A 26,174-nucleotide genomic window follows, 5' to 3' on the forward strand; every position below is an offset into this window, starting at 1 on the left:
ACTCAGGAAGTGATATTTGTACCGGTTATTTCCCTGTCAGGAAATGAGGCCTACCTCTAATATCACTTCAGTGCGATACTTTGTCGAAGGTAATGTTGGAGCGCTCCCCCAGACAATCGGGAAGCTGCTTAGGCAGACCAAATAGGCCGCGAGGCAGGCTTTTTGAATCGTGAAGCGCATTTGGGAATGCCTGCGCCATCAGGCTCGGCAGAGGGGAATTGTCAAAATTTTGTTAAACGAATGCTGAAGTGCAAAAAATGACCGATCGGTCATTATATTTGTATCATAATTTATCGAAGATGTCAAAAGGAGAAGAGACACGGCAATTCATCATCGAACGAGCGGCGCCGGTCTTCAATATCAAGGGAATTGAGGCAACGGCCATGAGCGATATCATGGAGGTGACAAAACTCTCCAAAGGTGCGCTCTATGTGCATTTTAAAGATAAAGAGCAATTAGCCCAGGCTGTCGTGCAGTACAACCTGCAACTCCTGGAAACAAAAGTGAGCGCAGCCACCGGCAAAGTGAAAACAGCCAGGGAAAAGCTCTTTGCATTTATAGATGTGTTGACCGATGTATTGAATCCTCCCGTACCCGGTGGTTGTCCCATGGTCAATTTTGGTACAGAGGCTGATGATACCAATCCTGCGGTGAATCAACAGATACACCAGGCATTTGAATATACACAAAAGATGATTGCTGATATTATCCGGCAAGGCATTAAATCCGGAGAATTTAAGTCCGACTGGAACTATAAAGAGTTTGCAACCCTTATGCTTGCTACCATTGAAGGAGGCGTAATAATTTCACGCGTTGCAGGTAATAATAACAAAGTAAGGATTGTAACAAACTTTTTGAAGCAATTAATAAATGACCAGGGACGATAGCAGCTATTTTTTTTGCCAAGAATATGACCGATCGGTCATATTTCTTAGAATAATAATTGAAAATCGATAAATGCGGAATGCTGATCAATATCAGTTCAACGCTATAGGAAAACAAAAAACATCTATCAAAACATTAAAAATTACCATGATGAAAAACAAAGTTTGGTTTATAACAGGTGTCTCCAAAGGTTTTGGATTTGAAATAGCCAAAGCCGCACTGGCCAATGGAGACCAGGTAGTAGGAACAGTCAGAAAGAATGCTGCACAACTGGCGGATCAACTCGGGGGCGGAGACCAGGCACTTATTGTAACGCTCGACGTCACCCATGAAAAAGATGTACAGGCCGGTATACAGGCAGCCATCGACCGGTTTGGGCGCATTGATGTGCTGGTCAATAACGCAGGGTATGGTCTGCTGGCGGCAACAGAAGAAGCATCTGCGGAAGAGGTCAGGAAACAATTTGACACCAATGTATTTGGTCTGCTTCATGTGACAAGGGCTGCGCTGCCACAATTACGCAAACAGGCATCCGGGCATATCATCAATATCTCCTCCCTGTTTGGTTACCTCAACAATACGCCTGGTTTTGGCGTGTATGGTGCAACAAAATACGCCGTGGAAGGCCTGTCTGAAGGACTTGCCACTGAACTGGCGCCGCTTGGTATAAAAGTTACCGCAGTTGCGCCGGGATTGTTTACTACTGATTTCGTATCAACGGATTCTTACCAGCGTTCCGCCCTGGTACTGGAAGCCTACCAGGATACCGTCGGCATGATCAGCGGTCACATGGAACATTTTCATGGTAATCAACCCGGAGACCCCAAGAAGCTCGCCGACGTGATCATTCAACTGGTGGCCAGTGATCATGCGCCTTTGCACCTGCCGATCGGAAGAGATGCGGTAAAAAATATCCGGGAGAAAATAGCCCGGATCACCAAAGAGGTAGAAGAATGGGAATCCCTCGCGCAGAGCACAGATCATCAGCGCACCGCCGCACTATGAGATGTCGTTGAAATATCGACTACATACTGTTTCATTTTTCAGTCCCCGTTTTTTGGAAATTTTAACCAAGGGTGTGTGCCAGACATGATTTACCAGGAGATGTTACCATTTTATTTCGCAGTGGCAGGATATGGCTCCTGCCACTCCAATTATTAGTCCGTAACCATTTGCGGGTATCGCACCGTGTTTGGTTTTCCGATTCCCCCATAATAGCTGAAAATTTTTACAAAAACCCGTTACATGAAACGCCAAGCTACCTTACACAGTTATGATTCAACGCACGCATTAGCGTCGCTGGCTTCATTCGTTCCCGACGAAACCGATGTCCCGGCTGAAGGCACAGCAGCGGAGCACACAAACTCCTTCCGGCAGTCCTCTCTCCCATTGCTCAATGAACTACTGGCCAAACTCGGCGCCCAGAGCGGCAAAGAGAGCTTCCTCGTTTTCAAAAACAACAAATACTCAAACGTGGCGACGGACAATATTGCCTTCTTCTACATTAAGTATAATTCGACCATGATCATGTCTTTTGATAAACAGGAATACTTTGTAAATTATTCGCTGGATGAAATACAGCACCTGTTATCTAAAAAACAATTTTATAGACTAAACAGACAGTACATTATTAACTTTAGCGCAATAAAGGAAGTAGAACTTTACTTTGCCAGAAAGCTCCTGGTGAACCTGGTGATATCAGTAAGAGAAAAACTAATCGTTTCAAAGGAAAAAGTCAGTGAATTCCTGCACTGGCTTGATAACAGATAATACCCTTTTCGACAGCGGCTACAAACAATATAAAAGCAAAATGGGGCATGATGATATCATGCCCCATTTTAATATAGCCATGGCGCCCTTTATCGCGGCGCTCAGCAAAGCCAGGTATCAGCATTCATGGACCCGGAGGTTTCAGGTCTGATATTGCCTGCTTTGAAATTCGTTTGGTCCGTTTTACCACATTGCTGCTTGACTTGCGGCCGCTTCCGGTGATATTTTTGTCATCACATCACCGCCGCTTCCCTGTTGAACGATGACGAGCGGGTTTATAATTCAAATGATCCTAAAAAAATGTGTTATGAGTAAAGAAGTTTTGGACTATGTAGGTGCTCCAACCCGATATATCGACCTCGCCGGAGTACAGTATGCTTATCGATCCATCGGTAAACAAACAGGCGTTCCTATTGTCTGCCTGCAACATTTTACCGGAACGCTTGACAACTGGGACCCCATGATTATTGGCGGCCTTGCGCTGGAAAGGCAGGTGATCACCATTGATAATACCGGCATCGGCAATTCGGGTGGTATCACTCCTGATAACGTGCAGGATATGACTGTCGATGCCATCAAAATAATTACCGCGCTGGGCATCTCACAATGTGACTTACTGGGTTTTTCATTGGGCGGCTTTATTGCACAAAGCATCGCCGTAGCCATGCCGGCACTTGTACGTAAAATCATCCTCGTTGGCACCGCGCCGCAGGGCGCAAAGGCATTGCATGGCTTCCCACAACTAGTCAACAAAGCATTCCAGCTCGCACCGATGGAAATCTTCCTTTCCATTTTCGCCACCCGCTCCGAAAAGAGCAGGGCTAAGCTGGGTGCTGCATTGCAACGTTTAATGGAACGACAACAAGACCGGGACAGTGAAACCACCCCGGCCGCTATTCAGGCGCAAATTACAGCGCTTACCCGCTGGGGTACTGACCCGGTAACGATCGATCTTTCAAAGATAACTCAGCCTGTGCTGATCATTCAGGGGAGCAACGACGAAATGATGGATAGTGCGTCGTCTCTGGAACTCTTTTCACAGATCCCGCATGCGGTCCTGACCTACTATCCTGATGCCGCACACGGGTCTCTTTTCCAGTATCCGGAGCTCTTTGTTGATCAGGCCAACTCGTTTCTGAACCGGTTTGAGTGAAACATATTCACCCTGGAAAGTTCGCTATAAAAAGTCCACGCCGAAAAGCTTTACCAGATCTTTCCATTTCTTCATCTCTTCGGGCGTCAGTGGCTGTGGCGCTGATGTTTTTTCCGCACCATAGGGAACAGACAGGTACCAGAAATATTGATCAAAGGCGCCGGGTGTCATGACGATCAGGTTTTTCACGTAGTCGCTTTTTACCACAAAATGATGTGGCACCCTCCTGGGGGCAAATACGGTATCGCCGGCTTTAGCGTGTATTACCTGATCGCCAATGTAAAAATCTATCTCTCCCTCTTTGATAATAAACGTTTCATCTTCATGTTCGTGCACATGCCTGGGTGGCTCGCCGCCTTTCCTGGCGGTACCATCTATAATGGAAAGTGCATTATTGGTTTCCTTTGAAGTCAGCAGGAAGTTAACAACGGCAGTACTGCCGCGGTATACTCTGCGCCTGTCTGCAGGCGCAAGAGTATCTGGCATGGGGTTATTGGCCAGAAGCGCTTTTAATTCTTCTGTGATCATTGTTGTATTAATAATTATTATGGCATGGTTACCTGTATCAACTCCCGAAAGCAATTGTAGCGATGCGGTGATATTTCGGATAGCAAAACAATTATATTTTAATAAAAAACAAAAGCTTCGGACCGACTTTCTTACAAGAATCAGTATAAATACGCATGTGTCAGTAGAAACTCGTATGGCAACAAGTACCTGCCTGTTGATACCAAAAAATATTTATTTACGGCAATTGGATGTGTCAATATCCCCAAAATATTTATTTGTCACTACTACAATTATATTTAACTTACGACTCCCGGGCCCCCATAAGGGCCGGGATGACGTTTTTAGCAGGTTTTTAGTTGGCCAGGTATTCACACAGTCAGAATCAGCTGTCACTTCGTTGCACTCTTTCAGGCAGGATGTTCCCATGGCATTCCTATGCTGCAACAATAAATAAGTTCAACACGTTATGATGCGCATTTTCCTTTTCCTGGCAATGCTGGCATCACCTTTTCAGGTTTTTGCACAGGTAGCCAACTACAGCTTTTCCAAACTGGATATCTATAACGGTTTGTCTCATAACCAGGTGACGGCCATCCTCAAAGACACAGAAGGTTATCTCTGGTTTGGTACAGTATCGGGGCTTAACCGCTATGATGGCCATACCTGTAAGGTGCTGCGCAACCGGCAGAACGATAGCAGCTCGCTGACAGACAATTATGTGCTTTCACTGTATGAACTTCCGGATGAGAAAATCTGGGTGGCGACCAAAGGCGGCCCCTGCATCTACGACACCTATACGGAAAGCTTCCACATCAATTATGGTACTTATCTGAAATCCATTGGCCTGCCCGACGGCGCTGTGTACAGCATCACCAAAGGAAATAACGGAAGATACTGGTTTCTTTATGAGAACGGCAGCCTGTTGCTGTATGTCAACAAACAGGCTAAAAAAATTACCATCAACCCTGTAGACAAGATCATCGCCGTACGGGAAACAGCCGCCGGTAAATTATGGCTGCTCTACCAGAACGATATCTTACAGGAATACGACATCTCCTCAGGTAAAATTGTTTCCACGCGCACCGCGCTGCAACAGCAGGCTAAAGGCCATCATCCTACCAATCTTTTCATTGATAGCGACGACGATATATGGCTCTGGAGTTTTGCCTACGGTGCCAGCGTTTTCCATCCGCAGGACAATTCCATCAGGCCCTTCAACGAAAACTCCGCCCCGTCCAGACTGCCATCCAGCCTCGTCAGCCAGATCGTGCAGGACAACAACGGCATGATATGGATAGCAACCGACCATGGCGGCATCACGCTCATCGATAAAAAGAAGGCGTTCCATACCAGCTACCTGCTCAATGACCCTAAAAACCCTCAGAGCCTGAGCCAGAACAGCATCAATACCCTGTATAAAGATGACAGGGGCATCCTGTGGGCCGGCACCTACAAACAAGGCGTGAATTATTTCAACAGCAACATCCTCCGGTTTCCACACTATCACCATCAGGATGCAGATCCCCAAAGCCTCCCCTATGATGATGTGAACCGCTTTGTGGAAGATAAGCAGGGCAACCTCTGGATGGGTACCAATGGCGGCGGGCTTATCTACTTCGACCGGAAAAACAATACCTTCCGGCAGTACCAGCATGACCCCAGCAATCCCAACAGCCTCAGCAACAATGTCATCGTCAGCCTCTGGCTCGATCACCAGGACATTCTCTGGATAGGCACCTACTTCGGAGGACTCAACAGCTTCGACGGTAAAAAATTCACCCGCTACCGGCACAACGACCAGGACACATCATCCCTGGCCGATGATAAAGTGTGGGAGATCTATGAAGACAAAGATCAACGCCTGTGGATAGGTACCTGGGCCTCCGGACTGGACTTGTTTGACCGCCATACAGGCCACTTTCAGCATTTCTACCGGGAGCGGTCGGGCAACCAGTCGTCCAATTACATCTCCGCACTGATGGAAGACCGCAAAGGCAATTTATGGACAGGCACTACCTACGGGATCATGGTTTTCTCCCGCGAAAGAAAACCTGTCGCCACCTACCGTCACACCAGCGCCCTCAAAAGCCTGAGCAGCAATAATGTCATCTGTTTTCTGGAAGACAGTAAAGGCAGGATATGGATAGGCACCCATGAAGGACTGAACCTGTTCAACGAACAAACAGGCGACTTTGAGCTGTTTACCATGGCCGATGGTCTTCCGGACAATATCATCCTCAACGTGCTGGAAGACGACGCGCATAGGCTGTGGCTGTCCACTCCCAGCGGACTTTGCAGCGCTACGCTCCACCAGAAAGACAACTGTGTGTCGCTGTCGGTGGCCGGCTACGATGAGGCCAACAACCTGCAGAACCGCGAATTCAATGAAAACGCCGCGCTCAAAACCAACGCAGGCGAGCTCGTTTTCGGCGGCCCGTCCGGCTTTAATATCATCAATACCAACCAGTCACGGCAAACAGTTGATAACTCCAAACTGATATTCACCAGCCTTCAGATACTGAACAATACTATTAAACCGGGAGAAACGGTGAATGGTCGCGTTGTATTGGAGCAGTCCCTCTCCAGGCAAAAGCGTATCAACCTGAAATACCGGGAGAACGTTTTCTCTATCGAGTTCGCATCGCTGGACTATGGGCGGAAGGCACACTACCGTTACGCCTACACGCTGGAAGGATTTAACACCGACTGGCTCTATGCAGACGGCGACCAACGCAAGGCCACCTACACCAACCTTGACCCCGGGAATTATACCTTTAAGGTCAAAGCACTCAACAACGATGGTTCGTGGAGCGAGCCGATAACATTGGCGGTCCACGTGGAGCCGCCCTTCTGGCGAACACCCTTTGCCTTTGCGATATACCTGCTGATCACGGCCGGCCTGCTTCTGCTGGCACGGCGCATTACGCTGGACAGGATCCGCATGCGGTATGAAGTAGAACAGCAGCGCCGCGAAACGGAAAGGGCCCATGCCATAGAACAGGTCAAAACAAAATTCTTCACCAACGTCAGCCACGAACTGCGCACGCCACTGAGCCTGATCATCTCCCCACTGGACTCCATCATCAGAAACACCCGCGATGAAACACAACAAAAGCAGTTAGGCCTGGTGCTCCGCAATGCCAAAAGGCTGCTGAACCTCGTCAACCAACTGCTTGATTTCAGAAAAATGGAAGTGCAGGCCATCCGGCTGCACCTGGCCATGGGAGACATTGTACAGTTTATCCGGGACATCAGTCACTCTTTTACGGACATCGCGGAGAAAAAGAACATCTCGTTTCACTTTTCCACTGCTATCGACAATCTTGAAATATATTTTGATAAAGACAAGATTGAAAAGATCCTGTTTAACCTGCTGTCCAACGCTTTCAAATATACGCCGGACAACGGGGCTGTTACGCTGCAACTATCCTGCGAACAGCCTTCTGCGAATGAAGATGACGCCACGCTGGTGATAGAAATAGCAGATACCGGCATCGGCATCCCCGACAACCAGCAACAGAAAATCTTTGAACGTTTCTTCCAGACCGATGTGCCGGCAGATATGGCCAACCAGGGCACCGGCATAGGACTGGCCATCACAAAAGAGTTTGTAAAACTTCACCAGGGGGTGATCACCGTGAAAAGTACGCCCGGTAGCGGCACCTGCTTCACTGTCCGCATTCCGGCAAAAAAAATTTACGACTCCGCCATGCGTAATACGACGCCGCTGGTCACAGCAGAAGATGCCACCCAAATGCTGTCGGAAGAAACACGGAAAAATGGCAAAATGAAAACCATCCTCGTCGTGGAAGACAACGAGGACCTGCGTTTTTACCTGAAAGACAACCTGAGAGGCCGTTATCATGTGGAAGAAGCCACCAACGGCAAAGAAGGCTGGGAAAAAGTGAGGCAGTGCAACCCCGATCTGGTGGTCAGCGATATCATGATGCCGTTGTCGGACGGTATCGATCTGGTTAAAAATATCAGAACAGAAACGGAGACAGCACATATCCCCGTTATCCTCCTCACTGCCGTAGGTGATGAAGGCAGGCAGCTACAGGCTTTTTCAGCCGGCGCAAACGACTATATCACCAAACCGTTTACTTTTGAGATACTGGATTCGAGAATTAAAAACCTGCTGGCCCAGCAGAAGTTGTTACAGAAACGATTCCAGAAACAGATTGAAGTGAACCCGGCAGAGATAACGGTCACCTCCGTGGATGAAACCTTCCTCCAGCAGGCGCTGGACGTTATTGAAAAACAAATGGACAATCCTGATTTTTCCGTAGAGGATTTCAGTACGGCCATGCATATGAACCGGGTAACACTTTACCGGAAAATTCTGGCGCTTACCGGCAAATCCCCGCTGGAGTTCATCCGCTCCATCCGGCTGAAACGCGCTGCGCAGCTGCTGGAGAAAAGCGGTATGACAGTCGCGGAGATTGCCTATAAGGTAGGATTCAACAATCCTAAACAGTTCTCGAAGCTTTTTAAAGAGGAGTTTAAAGTGCTCCCGTCACAATATACGATGCGTAAAAAGGAAGCAGATAATTAAGCCATTACGGTGGCGTGGTGCCTTCCCGGCTGTCTGTCCTGAAGGGCACTGCCGGAAGGCCGGCGGAGTTGACCAGGTTACAAACCGGGTTGTCTGCCCAGGCATAACGTACAGCCGTTGGCGTTGGTACCTGATCTGAATAGACGACCACTTCGTTTCCTTCGATGACCGCAGTGGCCCAATAAAAATGTTTGTCAGCGCCCGCAACGGCAAAACCTGTCACTGCTTTGCCATCGCGGGTGGAAAGGCCTGTGCCGGTATCTGCAAAACGGATACGGACGCGATGAGCAGTGATCTTAAAGCCGGCAAAAGCAGGTCCGGACACAATGCCCTTTTGATGATACACCTGCTTGCCCGCTACCAGCGCCAGTCGGCGGCCCACCTCCTGTTTATTGGCCGGATGAATATTATCTGCTTCTCCAATGTCGATAGTGCAGGCCATACCGGTGTTAGGCAGCGACAATGTCATCGCCTGGGCCTCTCTTACCTCCGCCCATCCACTCTCTGAAGGCGCCGGTTGCATTTTTTTATAGTTGGCCAGCTGCACATACAGAAAAGGGAAAGCCCCCTGCTGCCAGCGCTGCCGCCAATCATTGATCAGCCCCGGGAACAGCTGCCGGTAGTCGAAACCGGCATTTTCATTGGCTTCTCCCTGGTACCAGATCACTCCTTTGATCGCATAGGGAACAAGCGGATGAATCATGGCGTTGAACAACATCGCGGGATAACAATGATAATTGCGAATGGCCGGCAACGGAGATTCCAGGTCTTTTTTATACCGCCATGGCCCGGCCAGCGAAATCCGGGTAATGCCATCTGTCAGGTAAATGCTGTCTGCCGGCGGATTCAGTCCACCTCCGCCCCATAGCATGGCTATCCGGAGCGCGATAACGTTCTCCCCTGCCTTCAGCAAAGCTGCGGGAATGCTATAACGATGGGACAAGCTGGCGTTCCATACCGTCTTACAGATTTCATGTCCGTTGACATAGAGGGAATAGTTCATTTCAGGATGTCCCAACTCCACTGTCAGGGCTTCGTTCTTAAAGGACGCAGGCAGGACGATTTTTTTTCGCATCCACACCACTCCTTCATAGGGCCCTCCGAAATCCGCTACCAGCGCGGGCATATTGACCTGCGACCAGGAAGCATCATCAAATGCCGCTGCCGGTACGTCATGATCAGCATTGTTTTGCGGATGATATACCATATCCCAGAACCGTAACCCGTCAATGCTGTCCTGTACAAAATCGGCTGTCGTCAGGGTGTCATTGGCCAGTATCCGCTGTTTCGCCACCGGTAATGCCAGCAGCCCTTCCTTTCCTGTCCACGCTTCTACCGGCGTACCACCCCACGTGCTCTGGATAATTCCTACCGGAACGCCCTGTTCCTGATGAATCCTGCGCGCGAAGTAGTATGCCACCGCCGAGAACCGTCCCGTATGGGCGGTATCACAGGCTTTCCACTTCCCGTCCGCAATGTCCTGCTGCGGCATCAGGCTTTTATTGTGTTCCACCACCAAAAAACGTATCTGAGGCCAATTGGACACAGCTATTTCTTTCTTTGCGTCCTTTGCGTCTTTTACCTGCCACTCCATGTTGGATTGCCCCGATGCCAGCCAGACATCACCGATCAATACATTTTTACATGCCACCTCAGCTCCCCCACCGGATATTTTTAACGTATAAGGTCCGCCGGCTTTGCGGGCAGGAAAACGGAGCATCCATTTCCCGTCTTTACTGGTCAGCGTTTTCACCTGTGCTGTTCCCAGCGTGCCCGTTATTGTTGTTCCGGGTACAGCCCATCCCCACACCGGGATGGGCTGCTCACGCTGTAACACCATACTATCGCCAAATACTTTGGGCATCCTTATCTGCGCGATGACACCGGAGCCCAGAAGGCAACCCAGTATCATCCAAAAAAATAATTTTTTCATCATACATCTAAGCTGGTACGAGTAAATCGCTATTGTTTGGCAACATAGTTATATACCATCAGCGCAGGTCCGTCACACGATGTTCTCAGGACGCCCAGCTGCATGGTCTTTTCTGTTAATGAAATCAACCGGATATTGCCCCAGGCTGACACGCAGGCGTCGCGGCCGGCATCATGGATGGGCGTGGCGTCTGTCATCGTGAGCCTTTTTGTATTGACATCCAGATAATAAGTCCCGTTTTCTGTTCCTCTGGAGGGCACCTGCGTATGTACTACTTTCACAAACGGGCCGCCCTTCAGGCTAAACGTCATGGTACCATAATCGCCTGCCGGCATCAGCCAGGCGTTGTCGGCATATTTGGGCGCCCACGACCAGCAGTCGCCGCCGGTCTTCATACAATCACCCCCCCAGCCATTATCGGTACCATAAAAGAAAAGCGGGCCGTCGAACGCGGTGGTATTTATATCCAGCACCCACGTTTTTTCCTGGCCTACGCCACCGGTCAGCGCATTCCACAACGGGTCGTTGACATAATTCAGATTATCGGCGGTGACATGAACGGTAATGGAATCCAGCTGCACGATACCACCGCCGGTCACTGCAGAACGCCTGATCACATAGTCGCCTCTGAAGGCAAAGTGAATGGTATCTGTTTGCCGGCTGGACCTGCCCGTGCCGTAGTCCCACACAGGTATGATTTCGCTGGTATGATTGATGAAGTAAAGGGTGTTGCCTCCTGGATCTACCGTCAGGTCCTGTTTTACTTCCATGTTAATGGCCGACTTATCAGACAGTGGCGGCAGACTGTATTCTTTCTTCTTACAGGAGAGTATAGTGGATATAACGATGAGCAACAGCAATACTGCTGGCCTTAGATATGACAGCTTGTGCATAGTTGTATGTTTTGGGAGATGATCACCAGCCTGCATTTTGTTTTAACACGCCATTTGACAGGGTCACCTGGGAATAGGGAATTTGTGACAGTCCTTTTGTTTCAGTGATCTTTGCGGCCTGAATGGTCTTCGTGGTGCTCACATCGCCGTTTTTCACCGTGGTTGTTTCAGCAATGGCGGCTGCGGCGGCTGCGATGCCCTGACGTAGCAGGTCCCAGTAACGAATACCTTCTCCCGCAAATTCCAGCCGTCTTTCATTGATGATATTAGCCTGATTGACGGGCAACTGCACAAAGCTATCCCCGAAAGCGCGTTTGCGCACGTCGTCGAAATACAACTGCGCATTGGGAGAGCCCAGTTCTGCTGCCATCAGCAATACGTCTGCATAACGGATGGACACATAGTCCTGATACTGCCCTATCATAAAATTGGTGCCGCCCATTTTCACCGCCAGGCTGTTGCCGGCAGCATCTACCAATGGGGTGTACTTTTTCATATAATAGCCGGTGTATTCCCTTTGGTCTTTACTGTTCGTAAAAGCCAGCCCTTCATCCGCAATGGATATCATAGTGGCCTTTCTTCTGGTATCGTTGGCCGCATAGGCGTTCCAAAGCCTTGCATTCACCGGACTACCGCCCCATCCCATACCATACGGAAAAACACTCTGGCCACGGAGGCCATTCATCACCATCCAATAGTTGCCATCTGCATTCCCGTTGTAATCACTGGTAAAAGTGTATTTAATAGCAAATATTGTCTCCTTGTTATCTTCTCCCACATAATCATCGAGCGATGCTGCCGGCCACAGGTTGCCAAATTTCTCTATCAGCCCAAAGCCGCCGTTGGTGATCACATTTTCGAGGTAAGCCAATGCCTGTTGTCTGGACACGGTGCCTACGAGGTCTGTCTTGCCATAATAGCCGGTATAATAGAGATACACGCGTCCAATCAGCGATGCCGCTGCCCATTTGGTGACCCTGCCGTGGGTGGCGACAGGCTGGCTGGCATAATTCACCGCAGGGAGATTGTTGGCCGCAAATACCAGGTCGTCTGTAATGAGCTTGTACACGCTGTCCGGGCTGGCCTGCGGAACATTGTCGGTAGTAGGTTTTGACAGCAGCGGTATATTTCCCCATAACCTTACCATATCAAAATACAGGTAAGCGCGTATAAATCTCGCTTCGGACTCATATACAGCACGCTGGTTTTCGCTGCCTTTCCAATCCACCTGGTCCAGATGCGTCAGCAGCATATTGGCGCGGTAGATGGCTTTGTAATAGGCGCTCCAGTTATCGCCAAAGATGCTTTGATCAGAAGGGGAACGAAGTTTATCAAACTCGTCGATCATCTGATAACCGAATCCATCTGCGGCACCGGTACCGCCGAAAGCGTTGTCAGACAGTATTTCCGATGCTATGGGCAGTGAAACGCCGCCGTTCCACACCGTTTGCAGCCCATCGTATACGCCTACCAGCGCTTTAAAAGCGTCGTTGGGCGTTTTATAGAAGTTCTGTTCTGTTGCGGTGGTCACATCCTCGGTATCGAGAAAACTTTTGCTGCACGCCGCCGTTGATAAGAGCGCCAGGAGCAGCGTATATATGCGTAACTTTTTCATCTTCGTGTTTGATTTTGGTTAGAAGCGGAGATTAGCACCTATCATGACTGTTCTGGGTCTTGGATAATAACCGAGGTCCACGCCCGTGGAGAAACCTTCATTGTAGCCAATCTCAGGGTCCATGCCATTATATTTCGTAAAGGTGAAGGCGTTGAGTACGGAAGCGTATACACGCAGTTTGCCCAGGTAATTACGGGACACCAGTCTGGAGAAATCATATCCCAGCGTGATGGTATTGATGCGCAGGAAGCTGCCATCATGGATGTACAGATCGGAGAACTGTGTCCAGTTGCGGTTATCTTCTGTTACCCTGGGCATTTTATTGGAAGAACCGGGGCCGTGCCAGCGATCGAGGATAGCGGTGGAATAGTTGCCCAGCGCGCTCGACTGGCCCCGCCATGACTGCACTATTTTATTGCCGGCCACACCGGATGCCTGTACCTGTAAGTCAAATCCTTTATAATCCAGCGCTATGTTGAAACCGAAGGTGAAGTGAGGGTTCGGGTCGCCGATCATGGTTTTATCGTTGGCATCGATCACGCCGTCGCCGTTGAGGTCCTCAAAACGCACATCGCCGGGTTTGGCATCGGGCTGGATAGGCTTGCCGGCCTTGCCTTTGTAGTCGTTCACTTCAGCTTCCGTCTGGAAGATACCGGCCGTTTTCAGTCCCCAGAAATACCCGATCGGCAAACCATTTGCCGCTCTGTAGAATTCGAGCGCATTTTCATACAAGGTATTGGTGCTACCGTGGATGATATGATCGTTTGTGGGGATGTTGCCTATTTTATTTTTATTGTAAGCGCCATTGACGCCGATGGTATAGTTGAAAGATTTGCCGATGCTGTTCTGATAGGAAAGTCCGAGCTCCACACCGGTATTGCTTACATCGCCGCCATTGATCAGCGGTGCATCAGCGCCGGCAGTGGCCAGTATCGGCGCGCTGATCAGCCAGTCCTTCGTTTTTTTGACATAGTATTCAAATGTCACGCTCAGATTTTTCATCAGCGAAGCGTCAAAGCCGATATTGGTCTGTTCAGATGTCTCCCATTTTACGTTGGGATTGGCGAGCCGGTTGGGATAAGCGCCCTGTGTGTTGACACCTTCCACCGGTCCGAAGTTATAAGCGGCATTACTGAAAGTGATGGGCGACAGGTACTGATAGGCCGCCACGTTCTGGTTGCCCACCTGGCCCCAGCTGGCGCGCAGTTTGAAGAAATCCAGCCAGTGGATGTTCTCCATAAATCCTTCTTTGGACATCACCCATCCTGCTGATACGGAAGGGAAATAACCCCAGCGGTTTTCCGGTGCGAAGCGGGAAGAGCCATCAGCACGGAAAGTAAGGTTTAAGAGATATTTCTCGCGGTAGTTGTATTGCAACCTTCCGAAGTAAGAAGCCAGCGCGTTGGTGAACGGGCCACCGCTCAGGCTCATATACGGTGCGCCTTTGGTAACATTTTGTGCCACGGAAAGATAGGCATGCCATAAATCGGCAATGCGCAGGTCACGGTTGTTGCCGGTCATACTGACGCCGGTGGCTTTCAGTGCCGAAGTTCCCGCCATCACGCTGAAGCTATGATCATTGCCAAGGCTGAAATCATAGCTCAGGGAGTTGTCGAACTGTATGGTCTGGCCGCTGCCCATGGACTGTGTTACCCTGGAGGTGTCATTGAAGGAGTAGATAGAAAGGTGGTATACCGGCGTGAAGCCATGGCTTTGATTGGCGTAATAATTCAATCCCAGGCTGGTGCGGAATTTCAGCCCTTTAATGGGTTCTGCCTGCAGGTACACATCACCAAAGAGGCCCTGGCTGCTGTTGCGGCTCTGGTTGGAATAATACATCACCGCATAGGGATTGGACTCTCCGTTGTTCCAGGCGCGATCGGGTTTTCCGGGGTACCATCCAATTTTATCGGAGGAGAAGAAATTGCCATCGCTGTCATACATGGGCAGGAACGGGCTGGCGGTATAGGCTCCGCGCAGCGAGTTGTTGTACAGGTTCCCTACCCCGATGCCATAGGTGTTCTGATAATTGAATGTCAGGTGTTCCCCGGCTTTGACGATGTCTTTGTATAACTTATGTTCGGAATTGATGCGGAAAGTGTAACGTTCCAGGTTGGAAATAGCAGCGCCGCCTACGATACCGCCCTGGCTGGTATAACCTAACGACATCGAATATACGGAGCTGGCGCTGCCGCCCTGTATGCCGAGCACATAGTTCTGGGTAGGCACGTTCTTTTTAAACATCTCGTCCATCCAGTTGGTATTTACCGGCAGGTTGTCGATCACATCGTTGGTGAAATACGGTGCTTTACCGGAGTTGACGGCCGCTTCATTCATGATGGCCGCATATTCCTTTGCATTGAGCAGCTTTGCTTTACGGGCTACGTTCTGGAGGCCATAAAAAACATCCAGGGTGACCTGCGTTTTCTGGTTGGCTTTTCCTGTGCGGGTGGTGACGAGGATCACACCGTTGGCCGCCTGTGAACCATAGATGGCAGCAGACGCGGCATCTTTCAGCACATCGATAGAGGCAATATCTGCGGGATTGAGGTAGGTAATATCGCTGGTTTGTACACCATCAACAATGTACAACGGGGCGAAGTTGCCCACGGTGCCTTTCCCCCTGATCACTACGTTCATAGCGGCGCCGGGCTGTCCGGAATTGCTGGTAAGCTGTACGCCGGGCGCCTGTCCCTGTAAGGCCTGTAGAGCGTTGGTCGTACTTTGTTTCTGAAGATCATCTCCTTTTACCTGTAAGTTGGCGCCGGTAACGAGTTTCTTCTTTTGCACACCATAACCGATCACGACGAGGTCTTCAATCTGCGTGACCGACGCCAGCAGTTGCACGTTTACTTCGTTGCCGGCCACCGTTACTTCCTGCGGCACATAACCGACAGAGGTGACCACCAGCACGGCGCCGGGAGCAGCTTCTATTTTAAAGAATCCGCCATTATCGGTAACAGCGCCTTTGGTAGTCCCTTTTATGGTCACCGACGCACCTGCCACCGATGCGGCGGTACCCCGGGAGGTGATCCGTCCCGTCACCTGGTGCGTTTGTGCCATCACGGAATGGCTTATGAATAATATGACAGTCAGCCATGCATACAGCAGCAGCTGTCGGGTATCTTTTTTAGATTTTTTCATAACGTCGGGCATTTGGATTTTGGTAGTTGATAAAACCTGCGCTTATATTTTGATGGTCATTTTTTTCCCTTCATAACGTATTTCCTGATCGGCTTTACCGTCCGGGTCCAGCGGTTTGGGCGTGGCAGCGCTCACCCGGACAATCCGGAATATGCGTTGCTGCAGCATACCGTTGTAGGCGCCTTTACGGTCGCCGATCGTTAATGTCTTTGTATTTTCATCGTAGTCAAGTGGAATAATGGTAAACTGTCCTTTCTCGTAATTGTAGGAGCTGCCGTCATCTTCATACAACCGGAAATTGCCATTCTTACCGGCGTAAACATACAATGTGATGGTATCGGCCGGTTTTTCAGCGGTGTATTGCAGCGCGGGGCCTACGGGAATGATGGCGCCTTCCCTCGCATACAGCGGCATGCGGCCATAAGGTGCATCGGCGGAGATCCTTTTACCGCCTGCATTCCAGGCGCCGGTATATACGTCGTACCAGCCTTGCCCGGCAGGCAGATATACCTCCCTGCTGCGTTGTTTGTATTGATAAACGGGGTTAACCAACAAGGAAGGGCCGAACATAAACTGGTCTCCTATGTTCAGTACGGTGGTGTCCTTCGCGAAGTCCATGACCAGTCCGCGCATGATCGTATAATTTTCATGGTAGGCTGCGCCGGCCAGTGAGTAACTGTAAGGCAACAGGCGGTACCGGAGTTTGTCGTAATACAAAAAGCTTTCGTAAGCCGGATGATCTTCCGGGGCGGTGTTAAAGATTTCGCGGTAAGGGAACTGTCCGTGTGAGCGGAACAGCGGCACAAATGCGCCGAACTGAGTCCAGCGGGTACACAGCTCCCGCCATTCCTCCAGATTTTCCGCATCCGGTTTTTCAAATTTCGCCGGCACCACAAATCCGCCGATGTCCATGGTCCAGTAAGGAAGACCCGACAGGGAGAAGTTGATGCCCGCCGTTATCTGCGTTTGCATATCCCGCCAGGTGGCGCCGATATCGCCGCTCCAGATAGCTGCTGCGTAACGCTGTGAGCCGCCGAAGCCTGAGCGCGTCAGGAGAAACACCCTTTTGTCGGGGTCGGTATGTCGCTGTCCTTCATAGATACCTTTGGCGTTTTGCAGCGGATAGGCATTCACGTATTCCGCCGCAGGACCTAACGCGGTAGGCGTCATCTGCAGCTTTCTTTTTTCAGGGCTTACGTTGGACAGGACATCCGGTTCGCTTGCGTCCATCCACCAGGCATCGATCCCTTTGGTATACAGCTTTTGATTGATCAGGTCCCAGAAGCCTTTACGGGCATCTTCATTAAAAGCGTCGTAAAATGTAGAGACATATCCCTTACCGATCCAGTCCCGTTGTTCATCCGCAATATTTCTTTTATACAGCCATCCTTTTTTATCAAATTCATGATAGGCGGGGATGTCTTTATAAAACTTAGGCCATACCGATATCATGATCTGCGTGTGGTACTTTTTGTGTAATACATCGATCATGCTGTCGGGCGACGGGAACCTGGCGGCGTCAAACTCCTGGCTTCCCCAGGCAGTTTCTTTCCAATAGCTCCAGTCCAGCACGATATTGTCGAGCGGTATGTTCTTTTTACGGAACTGATCTACCGTAGACAGGACCTCCTCCTGTGTTTTATACCGCTCGCGGCTTTGCCAGAAACCCATGGCCCATTTAGGAACAATCGGCGCTTTGCCGGTTAGTTCCCGATAGCCGGCTATCACCTCGTCGATATTGCCGCCATGCACGAAATAATAATCTACCTGATGACCTGCTTCAGAAGAAAAGCCAAAACAACGCCGCTCTTCTTTAGACAGAGGCGCCTGCCATTTCAACGACAAATAGGACTCGGGGCTTTCGGGTGTCCATTCTATTCTGACAGCTACCTTCACCCCTTTTTCGAAGTTGACCGGCACCAACGCCGGTGCCGGATTCCATGCCTTGCGCCAGTGGTCCAGTACCAGTTTTCCGTTGAGCCATACTTTCAGCGTGCCACCGAAGGTAAACCGCAGTTGATGCAGCCCGGAAACATGACTGGCCAGACTTCCTTCCCATGATGCCATGCCAGTGGCCGGAGTGAACGCCTGCGGAAGCACAACTTTTGAGTCTCCCAAAAACTCCATATTAATCGCTGATTCTGCCCGGGTGGTAATAACCTGTTGTGGATGACGGGCATCATTGGCATAAGTGGCGGTCAGCCATCCTTCTTCATCATTTTTGGAGAAAAGCTGTAAAGCGGACAACGGATACAGCGGCCGTATATCTCCGGCTGTTGTTAGCGAATAGTTATCCCAGAGTATACCATAGTTTTTATGGGAGACCAGAAAGGGGATGGCCACCTCTGTATTGTTCTGGAAAAAATTAACCTGCTGTCCTTTGTAATTATATATGCCGTCCTGGTGTTGGCCCAGGCCGTACCAGCCTTCGCCCTCCGCCCCTTCAAATTGTTGGGTCAGCTGATAATACGGCTGTCCATCAAAAGTAGTGGGCCTGAAAGTCCGTCCGCCTGTTGATTTCTCTGCCAGGATTTTTTCGCCTTTGGCATCCAGAAAAGAAACAGTGCCTGTTTTTAAGCCCACCGTCACCGTTAGCTTTTTCGTTTTCAGCGTAACAGCATCCTGGGAAGCAGTCAGTTTCCATTCGGGCGCCGGTTTGCCTGCATCAATCCTCATCAGGCTTTGAACAGGTCTTAGCTCTTTTCCCGGCGCGGCCACTACCCTGATAATATCATCGGTGATCACATACAATCTGACAGTGTTGGAAGTACCGGTAAAAGAGGGGTCTGTATAAACGGTGACCCCATCTTTTGTTTGTAAATAAAACGGCGTGCCTGCCATTGAAACGTGGTAAACAAGCATAAGCAAAAGCCAAGCGACAGTTATCGTCCTTTTCATAACGTGGTGAAAGTCTTACGTGGATTAATGCCGTAAAGTTGGTTAATGTAGGGGAATGTGAGGGGTAACGGATGTTACAATTTGGGGTATCATATGTTGCAATCCGCTGGTTTTCAGCGTCAGGCGATGTTGGCACAACAAAGGCTGACCTTAAAGGTCAGCCTTTGTTTCCGTTAAATGATAGATAGCAGATGATTATGGCATGGGCACGATCGTGGCGGCAAAACCTCCGGAGCGGAGCAGCTTTACTTCCACGGTGCTGTTGTTGTCGATCACACTGTATTGGGTAGTAAAAGTTTTGTCGTGCACGCCGTCTGTTATTAATGTCAATCTGTACTTTGTATTTTCTTTCAGGAAGTTGAACCTGATTGTTTTCTTTTTCGCCCATTGGCCGGCGCTGATCCCTCCGATATACCAGGTATCTGCTTTTCGCCGGGCCATGATCACCTCCTGTCCGGGGTATCCGTCCAGCAGTTTGGTATCATCCCAGGCAGCGGGCACTGTTTTCAGAAAAGACCGGGCCACGTCGGGCAAGTCCTGATAGCCCTCCGGTCTGTCGGCCATATGCTGAATACCGGATTCGAACAATACGCTTAGGGCCAGTTCGTGGCCGTATGACGTGATATGCGGGAACTGTGAGTTGGTGAACGTCACCGGCGTATAGTCCATAGCGCCCACCACGTTTCTTGTAAAAGGAAGGACCGCGTTATGTTCAGGCGCCGCCATGGTAAAATCGATGCCATAGTTGTACCATTCTGCGCCGCGCACCGCCTCATGAGTCATGAGGTTAGGATAAGTCCTTGCCCAGCCCCGCGGCACAATGCATCCGTGAAAATACACCATCATTTCAGCACGGGCGGCATCTTCCAGGATATCCAGGTAATATTTGATCATGTCCTGTTTCTCACTTTCAAAAAAGTCGATTTTAACGCCTGCCACGCCCAGCTGTTTTAATTTGGCAAATTCAGCCATCCTGCTTTCATGCGTCAGCATCCGGTCGCGTGGCGTTGAGGACACATCCGTATGCGGCCCTCCCGAATTGTACCACATCAGTGGCTTCACTCCTTTGGACAACGCATATTTGACAGCGTCTTCCAGATGGCCGCCATTATCCATGGCGTCCCATTCCCAATCGAACAATGTATAAGGCCAGTTCATGGTCGCTGCCAGATCGGTGAAGTTGCAGACAATTTTATAATCCCGGGTGCCGTGGTTGTTGGACCAATAATTCCACGACGCCACGCCGGGTTTTATCCAGCCGGTATTTTTAATGACTGAAGGGGACGACACATCGTCTACGAGCGTAGACGCCACGATGTCCGACAGGCTGCCCATGACAATCACCCGCCAGGGCGATTTCCAGGGCAGGGTGATCACTGGTGTGGCAGCGCCAAGTCCCTTGCCGTCGCGGGGGTCGGGGAAGGTGATTTTGTACCTGGACGGGTCTTCGGTGTTACTGAGCTTGGTGCCGCAGTATTGGCGGTCCACGTCCGCTTCATGCAGCAGGAACCAACAGGATTTATCCTCCGACTGAAAAAGCGCGGGGTAGCACCATTCCTGTTTCAGCACCTTATCATCTTTCATGGCGGTATAAAAGCCTTCATTGGCCGTGTTCCATTTTTCCATCCAGCGCATGGCGCCCGACGGAATGGAATAGGCCGTCAATTCGTCTTTCACCGTAAACGTTCCTTTCTTTTCCGGGAATTCATAACGAAAAGCAATACCATCATTGTACACCCGGATGATCACCTGGAGTTTTTCCTTAGCCGGATTTTCAAAAGTGGCCACCACTTCGTTGGCCTGGTTAGTGCAAACCGACTTCTTTCCGTGCGGGACAGTGTAGCTTTCATTGATCAGCAGTGGCTTTCCTGCCTTCAGAAATTTTAAATGCTTTGAAAATTCCTGATCGCTGCGGATTAAGCCCAGCTCAATCTGAGGAATGACCACCGATGATTTTCCGTTAGTATTGTAAGTGGCATGGAGGCACCATTCACCATCATCTGTTGTTTGTTTGGAATAAAGCGCCACCGTTATTTTCCCGTTGGGAGATGGTACAGTTAATTGTTGCGCACATAACATTCCTCTGCTGGCGACCAGGCCCAGCAGCAATAGTATCCATTTTTTCATGTCAATGATATTATCTGATTTTTAAACGACCGTATATGGAAAAGCGGAGGTGTGTCTGTTTTAACTTGCCGTGGAATTTTATCTCTTTGCAATAAAACTAAAAAATGTCATTTATACAATTATTTTTCCACATCAAAAAACAAACACACAGAGCACAACACTATACAGTTAAGACAAACGTTTTAACGAACAGGATAAGCATGCTGAACTTTCTTTCTCCATTACAAAATAATTTGTCAACTAAACAGTTATTTAGTTTTATTTTTAATAAACCTAATCTGTTATCTATGAAATTGGACTCCATCAACCGGCGAAATTTCCTCGCCCGGTCGGGTATGGCGGCCGCGGCGGCCCTTATTTCTTCTTCTGCCTTGGCCTCACTAGCCAAACCCCGGTTTAAAATGGGCCTGCAACTGTATACCATCCGCGAAGCCATGGAAAAAGATGTTGCCGGTACGCTTAAAAAAGTAGCCAGCCTGGGATACCAGGATGTGGAAACGTACGGATTCGACCCGGCGCAAATTGGCTACTATGGCCGCAGCGCGAAAGACTTCAACCAGCTGTTGAAGGACAACGGACTTACTACCGCCAGTGGCCACTATGATCTGTTCAAATACCTGAACGCACCGGAAACAGAACTCCTCTCCTACGTGGATCAATGTATAGCAGGTGCCGGGCGGCTGAACCAAAAGTATATTACCTGGCCATGGCTGGCGCCGGAAGACAGGAGCATTGACAAGTTTAAACTACTGGCCTCCAGGCTCAACATCATTGGCGCGCGGGTAAAGAAAGCCGGTCTCGGGTTTGCTTATCACAACCATGATTTCGAATTTACGGACCATGGCGGCATCAACGGCTACCAGATCATCATGCGGGAAACAGATCCTGAACTGGTAAAATTACAAATGGACATGTACTGGGTAGTACGCGCCGCAAAAAAACAGCCGATTGAATTTTTCAAACAACAACCGGGGCGTTTTGTGATGTGGCATATTAAAGACATGGACCGTACAACGGAGGACTATACTGAATTAGGCAAAGGCGCCATCGACTATACGAAAATCCTGCCGGATTACAGTATGGCGGGCATGCAGTATTATTTCCTCGAGCAGGGCGGCAACTTCCGCACCGGCAACGCGATGAACAGTATCGCCGAAAATGCGGATTTCTTTCAGCGCAAACTCCAAAAGTTCTTATAAGTACAAGGCGTTTCCGGTACTCCGGGAGTACCGGAAACGCTGAAGCTCATTGCTACTGAACGATCTTGACCACCTTGCATTTTTTTGTCCAGCCTCTCCCCTTTGCTTCTATTACATAAGCGCCTGTTTTCAGTGCTGCTCCCATCGACAAAAGGTCTGAAGCCGATGGATGTACTTTTACTTCCACCGTTTTCCCGGAGGCATCGATAATGGTAATACGTTCTATTTTATCCTGTTTATCTGCCTTAACACTGAAGGTAGTGGTAAACGGATTCGGGTATACGTTCAGTTCCTTCGTGGACGGACCGGATAACCCTGCAGCTGCAGTTGTTGCGGTCAGCGCTCCCGCCAATGCCACGCCCGTCATTGTCCATTGCTGGTTGTAGCTGCTGCTGCCTGACCACTGCGCCAGGTCAGCACCATTAGCTGTTTGCCCAAGTCCATCCAGGTACAGCCCTGAGGCACGGTTCTTTAGTTTGATATAACTGCCTGTCACTTCCAGCTTCCATTGCTGGTTGTAGCTGGTGCTGAAGCTCCACTGACCGGCCACAGCGCCGTCCGGTGTTCTTCCCATCCCATCGAGATACAGTCCGGTGGCCCGGTTCTTCAGCCTGATATAACCGTCGGCCGCTTCCACAACCCACTGCTGTGCATCGCTGCCGCTATTGCTCCACTGCCCGGTGTTAGCGCCATTGGTACTTCTGTACATACCGTCTGCCAGCAGGCCGGTGGCGCGGTTCACCAGTCTCACATACCCGGGCGTATTGCCGGCGGCCTGCATGATAGTGGAGATTGTTTCCTGGTCCAGCACCGTCCCGGTGGCGCGGTCGTACATCTGTTTATTGATGTCCCAGCAGATGGGAATAAGTCCCCTGGCCCTTGCAGCACGCACGAGGTAATCGTAGAAGTGCCACCGGGAGGCATCGTGCAGCGCCTGGTCGGAAGGAGGACTGAGCGTTCTTTTGATAGCGGCAAATTCCCCGATGATCACGGGTATCCCTTTATCGATGAACTTTGCTTTCATAAGATTCAGCTCTGTGTCCATATAGCTCTCCTCTCCCCAGGTGGCGTTCCGGTAGGTGTCTGTAGTGGAATGGTAGTTAGCGCCCCAATAGTAGAACATTTTGCCCCATGATTCGTCCTGCGTGATGAGAGCGAACTGGGAAGGATCGTAGTAGTGTACTTCCATCATCAACCTGTTGGCAATAGGATCAGCAGGCAGCGTGTTCATCAGGGTATTCGTCTTATCGATGTTCGTGCTCGGCCCCTGAATGATCAGGGTACGGGAGCTGTTGTTACCACCGGTGGCCCGCACGGCATTGACAAATGTCTGATGATAAGACAACAGTACCGACATGCCCGTGGCATCGTCAACAGCAGGTTCATTGGCGCTGGCAAACAACAGATGTTCATTGTAGTTCTTAAAAGTATTGGCGATCTGCGTCCAATAGTTCTGCTGTTTGGCATTCACCTGTGCCTGCGCGGCCGGCGTAATGTTATTTTCCAGCCAGCCATTGTCCCAGTGGATGTTGATCATGACGTACAGGCTATCCCGCATGCAATAATCTACCACTTCTTTTACGCGGGCCATCCACGCCGGATCTATCACGCCGTTGGTACTGTGGCAGTCCCAGGCAACCGGCAGCCGGATGGTATTAAAGCCGGATGCTTTCACGGCGTCGATGGTGGCTTGCGTAACGGCGCCGCCCCACGCATTCTCTCCGCAAATGGCTTCCAGCGTGTTGCCCAGGTTCCACCCTACCTTCATCTTGCCGGCAATAAATTGCGCCGTAGGCAATTGAGCGGACAGCTGCAGGCCCGTAAAAAGGAATAGCAGCAGTTGCACCGCTATGCGCATGCAACGCTTAATACAGTGTTGAACATTTGTACGTAGCATAAAAAAACGGTTAAAGTTTGAGGATATTGATTAGGAAGACATCATTTTCGCGGATATCAATTGTTTCCGTGAAAGGTGTTTTTTCATTAATGGAGATGATGGTGCGCGACACCGGCGCCCCGTTGTTCTGCTGCTTTATCAGTTCCAACTGTTGTTTATTCAGCTGTGCCGGCCTGCCCAGTGACAGGTACGTCGTATAGGCGTCGTTGCAATTGTAGCCCACTTTATACAGCTCCACAGCATACTGCCCTGCGGCCATGCCCGCAATATTCAATTGCAGTTTTCCCTTTGCTTTAGATGGAAGATCGCGGACATAATACCGTTGATTATGCACGGAATCCCCCGGATGCGTGTTCGTGAAATCCCACACCAACGCCTGTACGTTTCCGGTGTTATCGCGGCATACCCATGATGAAGCGTCTTTGTTGGCCAGTTCCGTACTGCCCAACCGATTCAGCAATTGATAAGCGTAAAATACCGGCTTGTTGATCCCCTGGATAGTGAGCATGCCGAAACCGCCATGGAAGGGTGTGAACCGCGGCCCCGGCTCTTCAAAGATGTCCGTAAAGACCCAATACGACATAGAGTTGGCCGCATGGCCCACCTGCTTTAATTTTTGCAGCACATAGGCCGCTTCATGATAACTGTCATGGATAGGATCTGCCGGCGTGTAGGACGCGCTCCATTCGGTATAATGCAGTTCCAGTCCCGGCATTTTCGAAGCTTCGATCTCTGCTCTTGACTGTAACACATCTCCGCTGACACTCGCGGGATTTTTATCCAGCACGGTACCGGAATGGCCAAATTCATCGAGGTATCCTTGTTTTACGCCATAGGCATGCGTGCTGATAAAATCGAGCGGCACTTTGTTTTGATAACAATAGTCGATCATTTCGGGCTCCCACGCTGCTCCTGCGGTACCGGGACCGCCTACACGATAAGCGGGATTGACTTTTTTTATACCGTTTGCAGCATGTGTATACAGCTTAAAATAGTCTGCCTGGCTGCCGGCCCAGAAACCGTCCAGGTTAGGCTCGTTCCATACTTCAAAGTACCAGCTCTTCACTTCCTCTTCACCGTACCGCTCTGTAAAATGGGCCACCAGGTTTCGAATCAGTTTTTCCCATTTTTGATAGTCCCGCAGTGGTGTCACATTGCCGCGCCACCAGAAGATGGTCTTAGGCCCGCTGGCCAGTGCTGTGGGCATAAAACCCAGTTCCACAAAAGGCTTCATCCCGATACTATGAAGGAAATCGAACAGTGCGTCCACATACATGTAGTTGTATTGCGGATTGCCTTTTTCGTCTTCACTGTAGACGGCCATTTCATCGTTTAACAGTCCATGCATGCGGATATACCGGAAGCCACATTCCTTTTTGACATAAGCCAGCTGCTGCTGCCAGTCGGCACGAAGTCCTTCGGCAGCACGGCCTGCGCCCACACATGCATTGAGCATGGCGGGCAGCGGTCCGGCTGTTTTTCTGAGGTCAACATTTATTGCCCGATCCTGATGATGGTCTCTTTGTGCAGTGGCTGTTGCTGTAGTGAGTAAGAACGCCGCAGCCATCACATACCAGTATTTTTTCATTTCGTTT

The 26,174-nt window shown here is 50.0% G+C and carries 15 protein-coding genes; 6 read left to right on the top strand and 9 right to left on the bottom strand.

The window, feature by feature from the left end:
• Positions 1–299: 299 nt before the first annotated feature.
• The 4 genes from ICL55_RS29140 (at position 300) to ICL55_RS29155 (ending at position 3,808) form a co-directional block, all read left to right on the top strand.
• Complete coding sequence (locus ICL55_RS29140) at positions 300–887, top strand: TetR/AcrR family transcriptional regulator (RefSeq protein ID WP_188104328.1); 588 nt, start codon at positions 300–302, stop codon at positions 885–887.
• 148 nt (positions 888–1,035) lie between these two features.
• A complete protein-coding gene (locus ICL55_RS29145) occupies positions 1,036–1,890 on the top strand; it encodes an oxidoreductase (protein WP_246496694.1) in 855 nt (284 codons plus the stop codon).
• Between the two features lie 240 nt (positions 1,891–2,130).
• Positions 2,131–2,655: a LytR/AlgR family response regulator transcription factor gene (locus ICL55_RS29150; protein WP_188104333.1), complete on the top strand. Its 525-nt coding sequence runs from the start codon at positions 2,131–2,133 to the stop codon at positions 2,653–2,655.
• Positions 2,656–2,962: 307 nt separating this feature from the next.
• Entirely contained in the window at positions 2,963–3,808 is an 846-nt protein-coding gene (locus ICL55_RS29155; RefSeq protein WP_188104335.1) for an alpha/beta fold hydrolase, read from the top strand.
• A 24-nt stretch (positions 3,809–3,832) separates the two neighbouring features.
• Here ICL55_RS29155 and ICL55_RS29160 read toward each other — a convergent pair whose 3' ends face one another.
• Positions 3,833–4,294, bottom strand: coding sequence for a cupin domain-containing protein (locus ICL55_RS29160; RefSeq protein ID WP_188104337.1), 462 nt, complete (start codon positions 4,292–4,294; stop codon positions 3,833–3,835).
• Positions 4,295–4,784: 490 nt separating this feature from the next.
• Between ICL55_RS29160 and ICL55_RS29165 the strand changes: the two genes are divergently transcribed.
• The gene (locus ICL55_RS29165; protein WP_246496696.1) at positions 4,785–8,873 is read left to right on the top strand and encodes a hybrid sensor histidine kinase/response regulator transcription factor; all 4,089 of its coding nucleotides are present in this window, start codon (positions 4,785–4,787) and stop codon (positions 8,871–8,873) included.
• Between the two features lie 4 nt (positions 8,874–8,877).
• On the opposite strand, the gene ICL55_RS29170 is transcribed toward ICL55_RS29165, so the two are convergent.
• The 6 genes from ICL55_RS29170 to ICL55_RS29195 form a co-directional block, all read right to left on the bottom strand.
• A complete protein-coding gene (locus ICL55_RS29170) occupies positions 8,878–10,785 on the bottom strand; it encodes a sialate O-acetylesterase (RefSeq protein WP_188104339.1) in 1,908 nt (635 codons plus the stop codon).
• A 50-nt stretch (positions 10,786–10,835) separates the two neighbouring features.
• Positions 10,836–11,699, bottom strand: a complete 864-nt coding sequence (locus tag ICL55_RS29175) for a hypothetical protein (protein ID WP_188104341.1) — start codon at positions 11,697–11,699, stop codon at positions 10,836–10,838.
• Positions 11,700–11,721: 22 nt separating this feature from the next.
• Complete coding sequence (locus ICL55_RS29180) at positions 11,722–13,314, bottom strand: RagB/SusD family nutrient uptake outer membrane protein (RefSeq protein WP_188104343.1); 1,593 nt, start codon at positions 13,312–13,314, stop codon at positions 11,722–11,724.
• A gap of 18 nt (positions 13,315–13,332) precedes the next feature.
• Positions 13,333–16,458, bottom strand: coding sequence for a SusC/RagA family TonB-linked outer membrane protein (locus ICL55_RS29185; RefSeq protein ID WP_188104345.1), 3,126 nt, complete (start codon positions 16,456–16,458; stop codon positions 13,333–13,335).
• Between the two features lie 42 nt (positions 16,459–16,500).
• Positions 16,501–19,299 carry a TIM-barrel domain-containing protein gene (locus ICL55_RS29190; protein WP_246496698.1) on the bottom strand — a complete coding sequence of 933 codons (2,799 nt, stop codon included), beginning with the start codon at positions 19,297–19,299 and terminating at the stop codon, positions 16,501–16,503.
• Positions 19,300–19,551: 252 nt separating this feature from the next.
• Positions 19,552–21,483: a glycoside hydrolase family 97 protein gene (locus tag ICL55_RS29195; RefSeq protein ID WP_188104349.1), complete on the bottom strand. Its 1,932-nt coding sequence runs from the start codon at positions 21,481–21,483 to the stop codon at positions 19,552–19,554.
• 287 nt (positions 21,484–21,770) lie between these two features.
• Here ICL55_RS29195 and ICL55_RS29200 point away from each other — a divergent pair, with 287 nt between their 5' ends.
• Complete coding sequence (locus ICL55_RS29200) at positions 21,771–22,682, top strand: sugar phosphate isomerase/epimerase family protein (RefSeq protein WP_188104351.1); 912 nt, start codon at positions 21,771–21,773, stop codon at positions 22,680–22,682.
• Between the two features lie 52 nt (positions 22,683–22,734).
• Here the strand turns inward: ICL55_RS29200 and ICL55_RS29205 are convergent, their stop codons facing one another.
• Complete coding sequence (locus ICL55_RS29205; protein WP_188104353.1) at positions 22,735–24,579, bottom strand: cellulase family glycosylhydrolase; 1,845 nt, start codon at positions 24,577–24,579, stop codon at positions 22,735–22,737.
• 10 nt (positions 24,580–24,589) lie between these two features.
• Positions 24,590–26,167, bottom strand: a complete 1,578-nt coding sequence (locus tag ICL55_RS29210; RefSeq protein ID WP_188104355.1) for a GH39 family glycosyl hydrolase — start codon at positions 26,165–26,167, stop codon at positions 24,590–24,592.
• Positions 26,168–26,174 lie beyond the last annotated feature (7 nt).

The sequence above is a fragment of the Chitinophaga varians genome (assembly GCF_014529945.1).
In the GTDB taxonomy this organism is placed as follows: domain Bacteria; phylum Bacteroidota; class Bacteroidia; order Chitinophagales; family Chitinophagaceae; genus Chitinophaga; species Chitinophaga varians.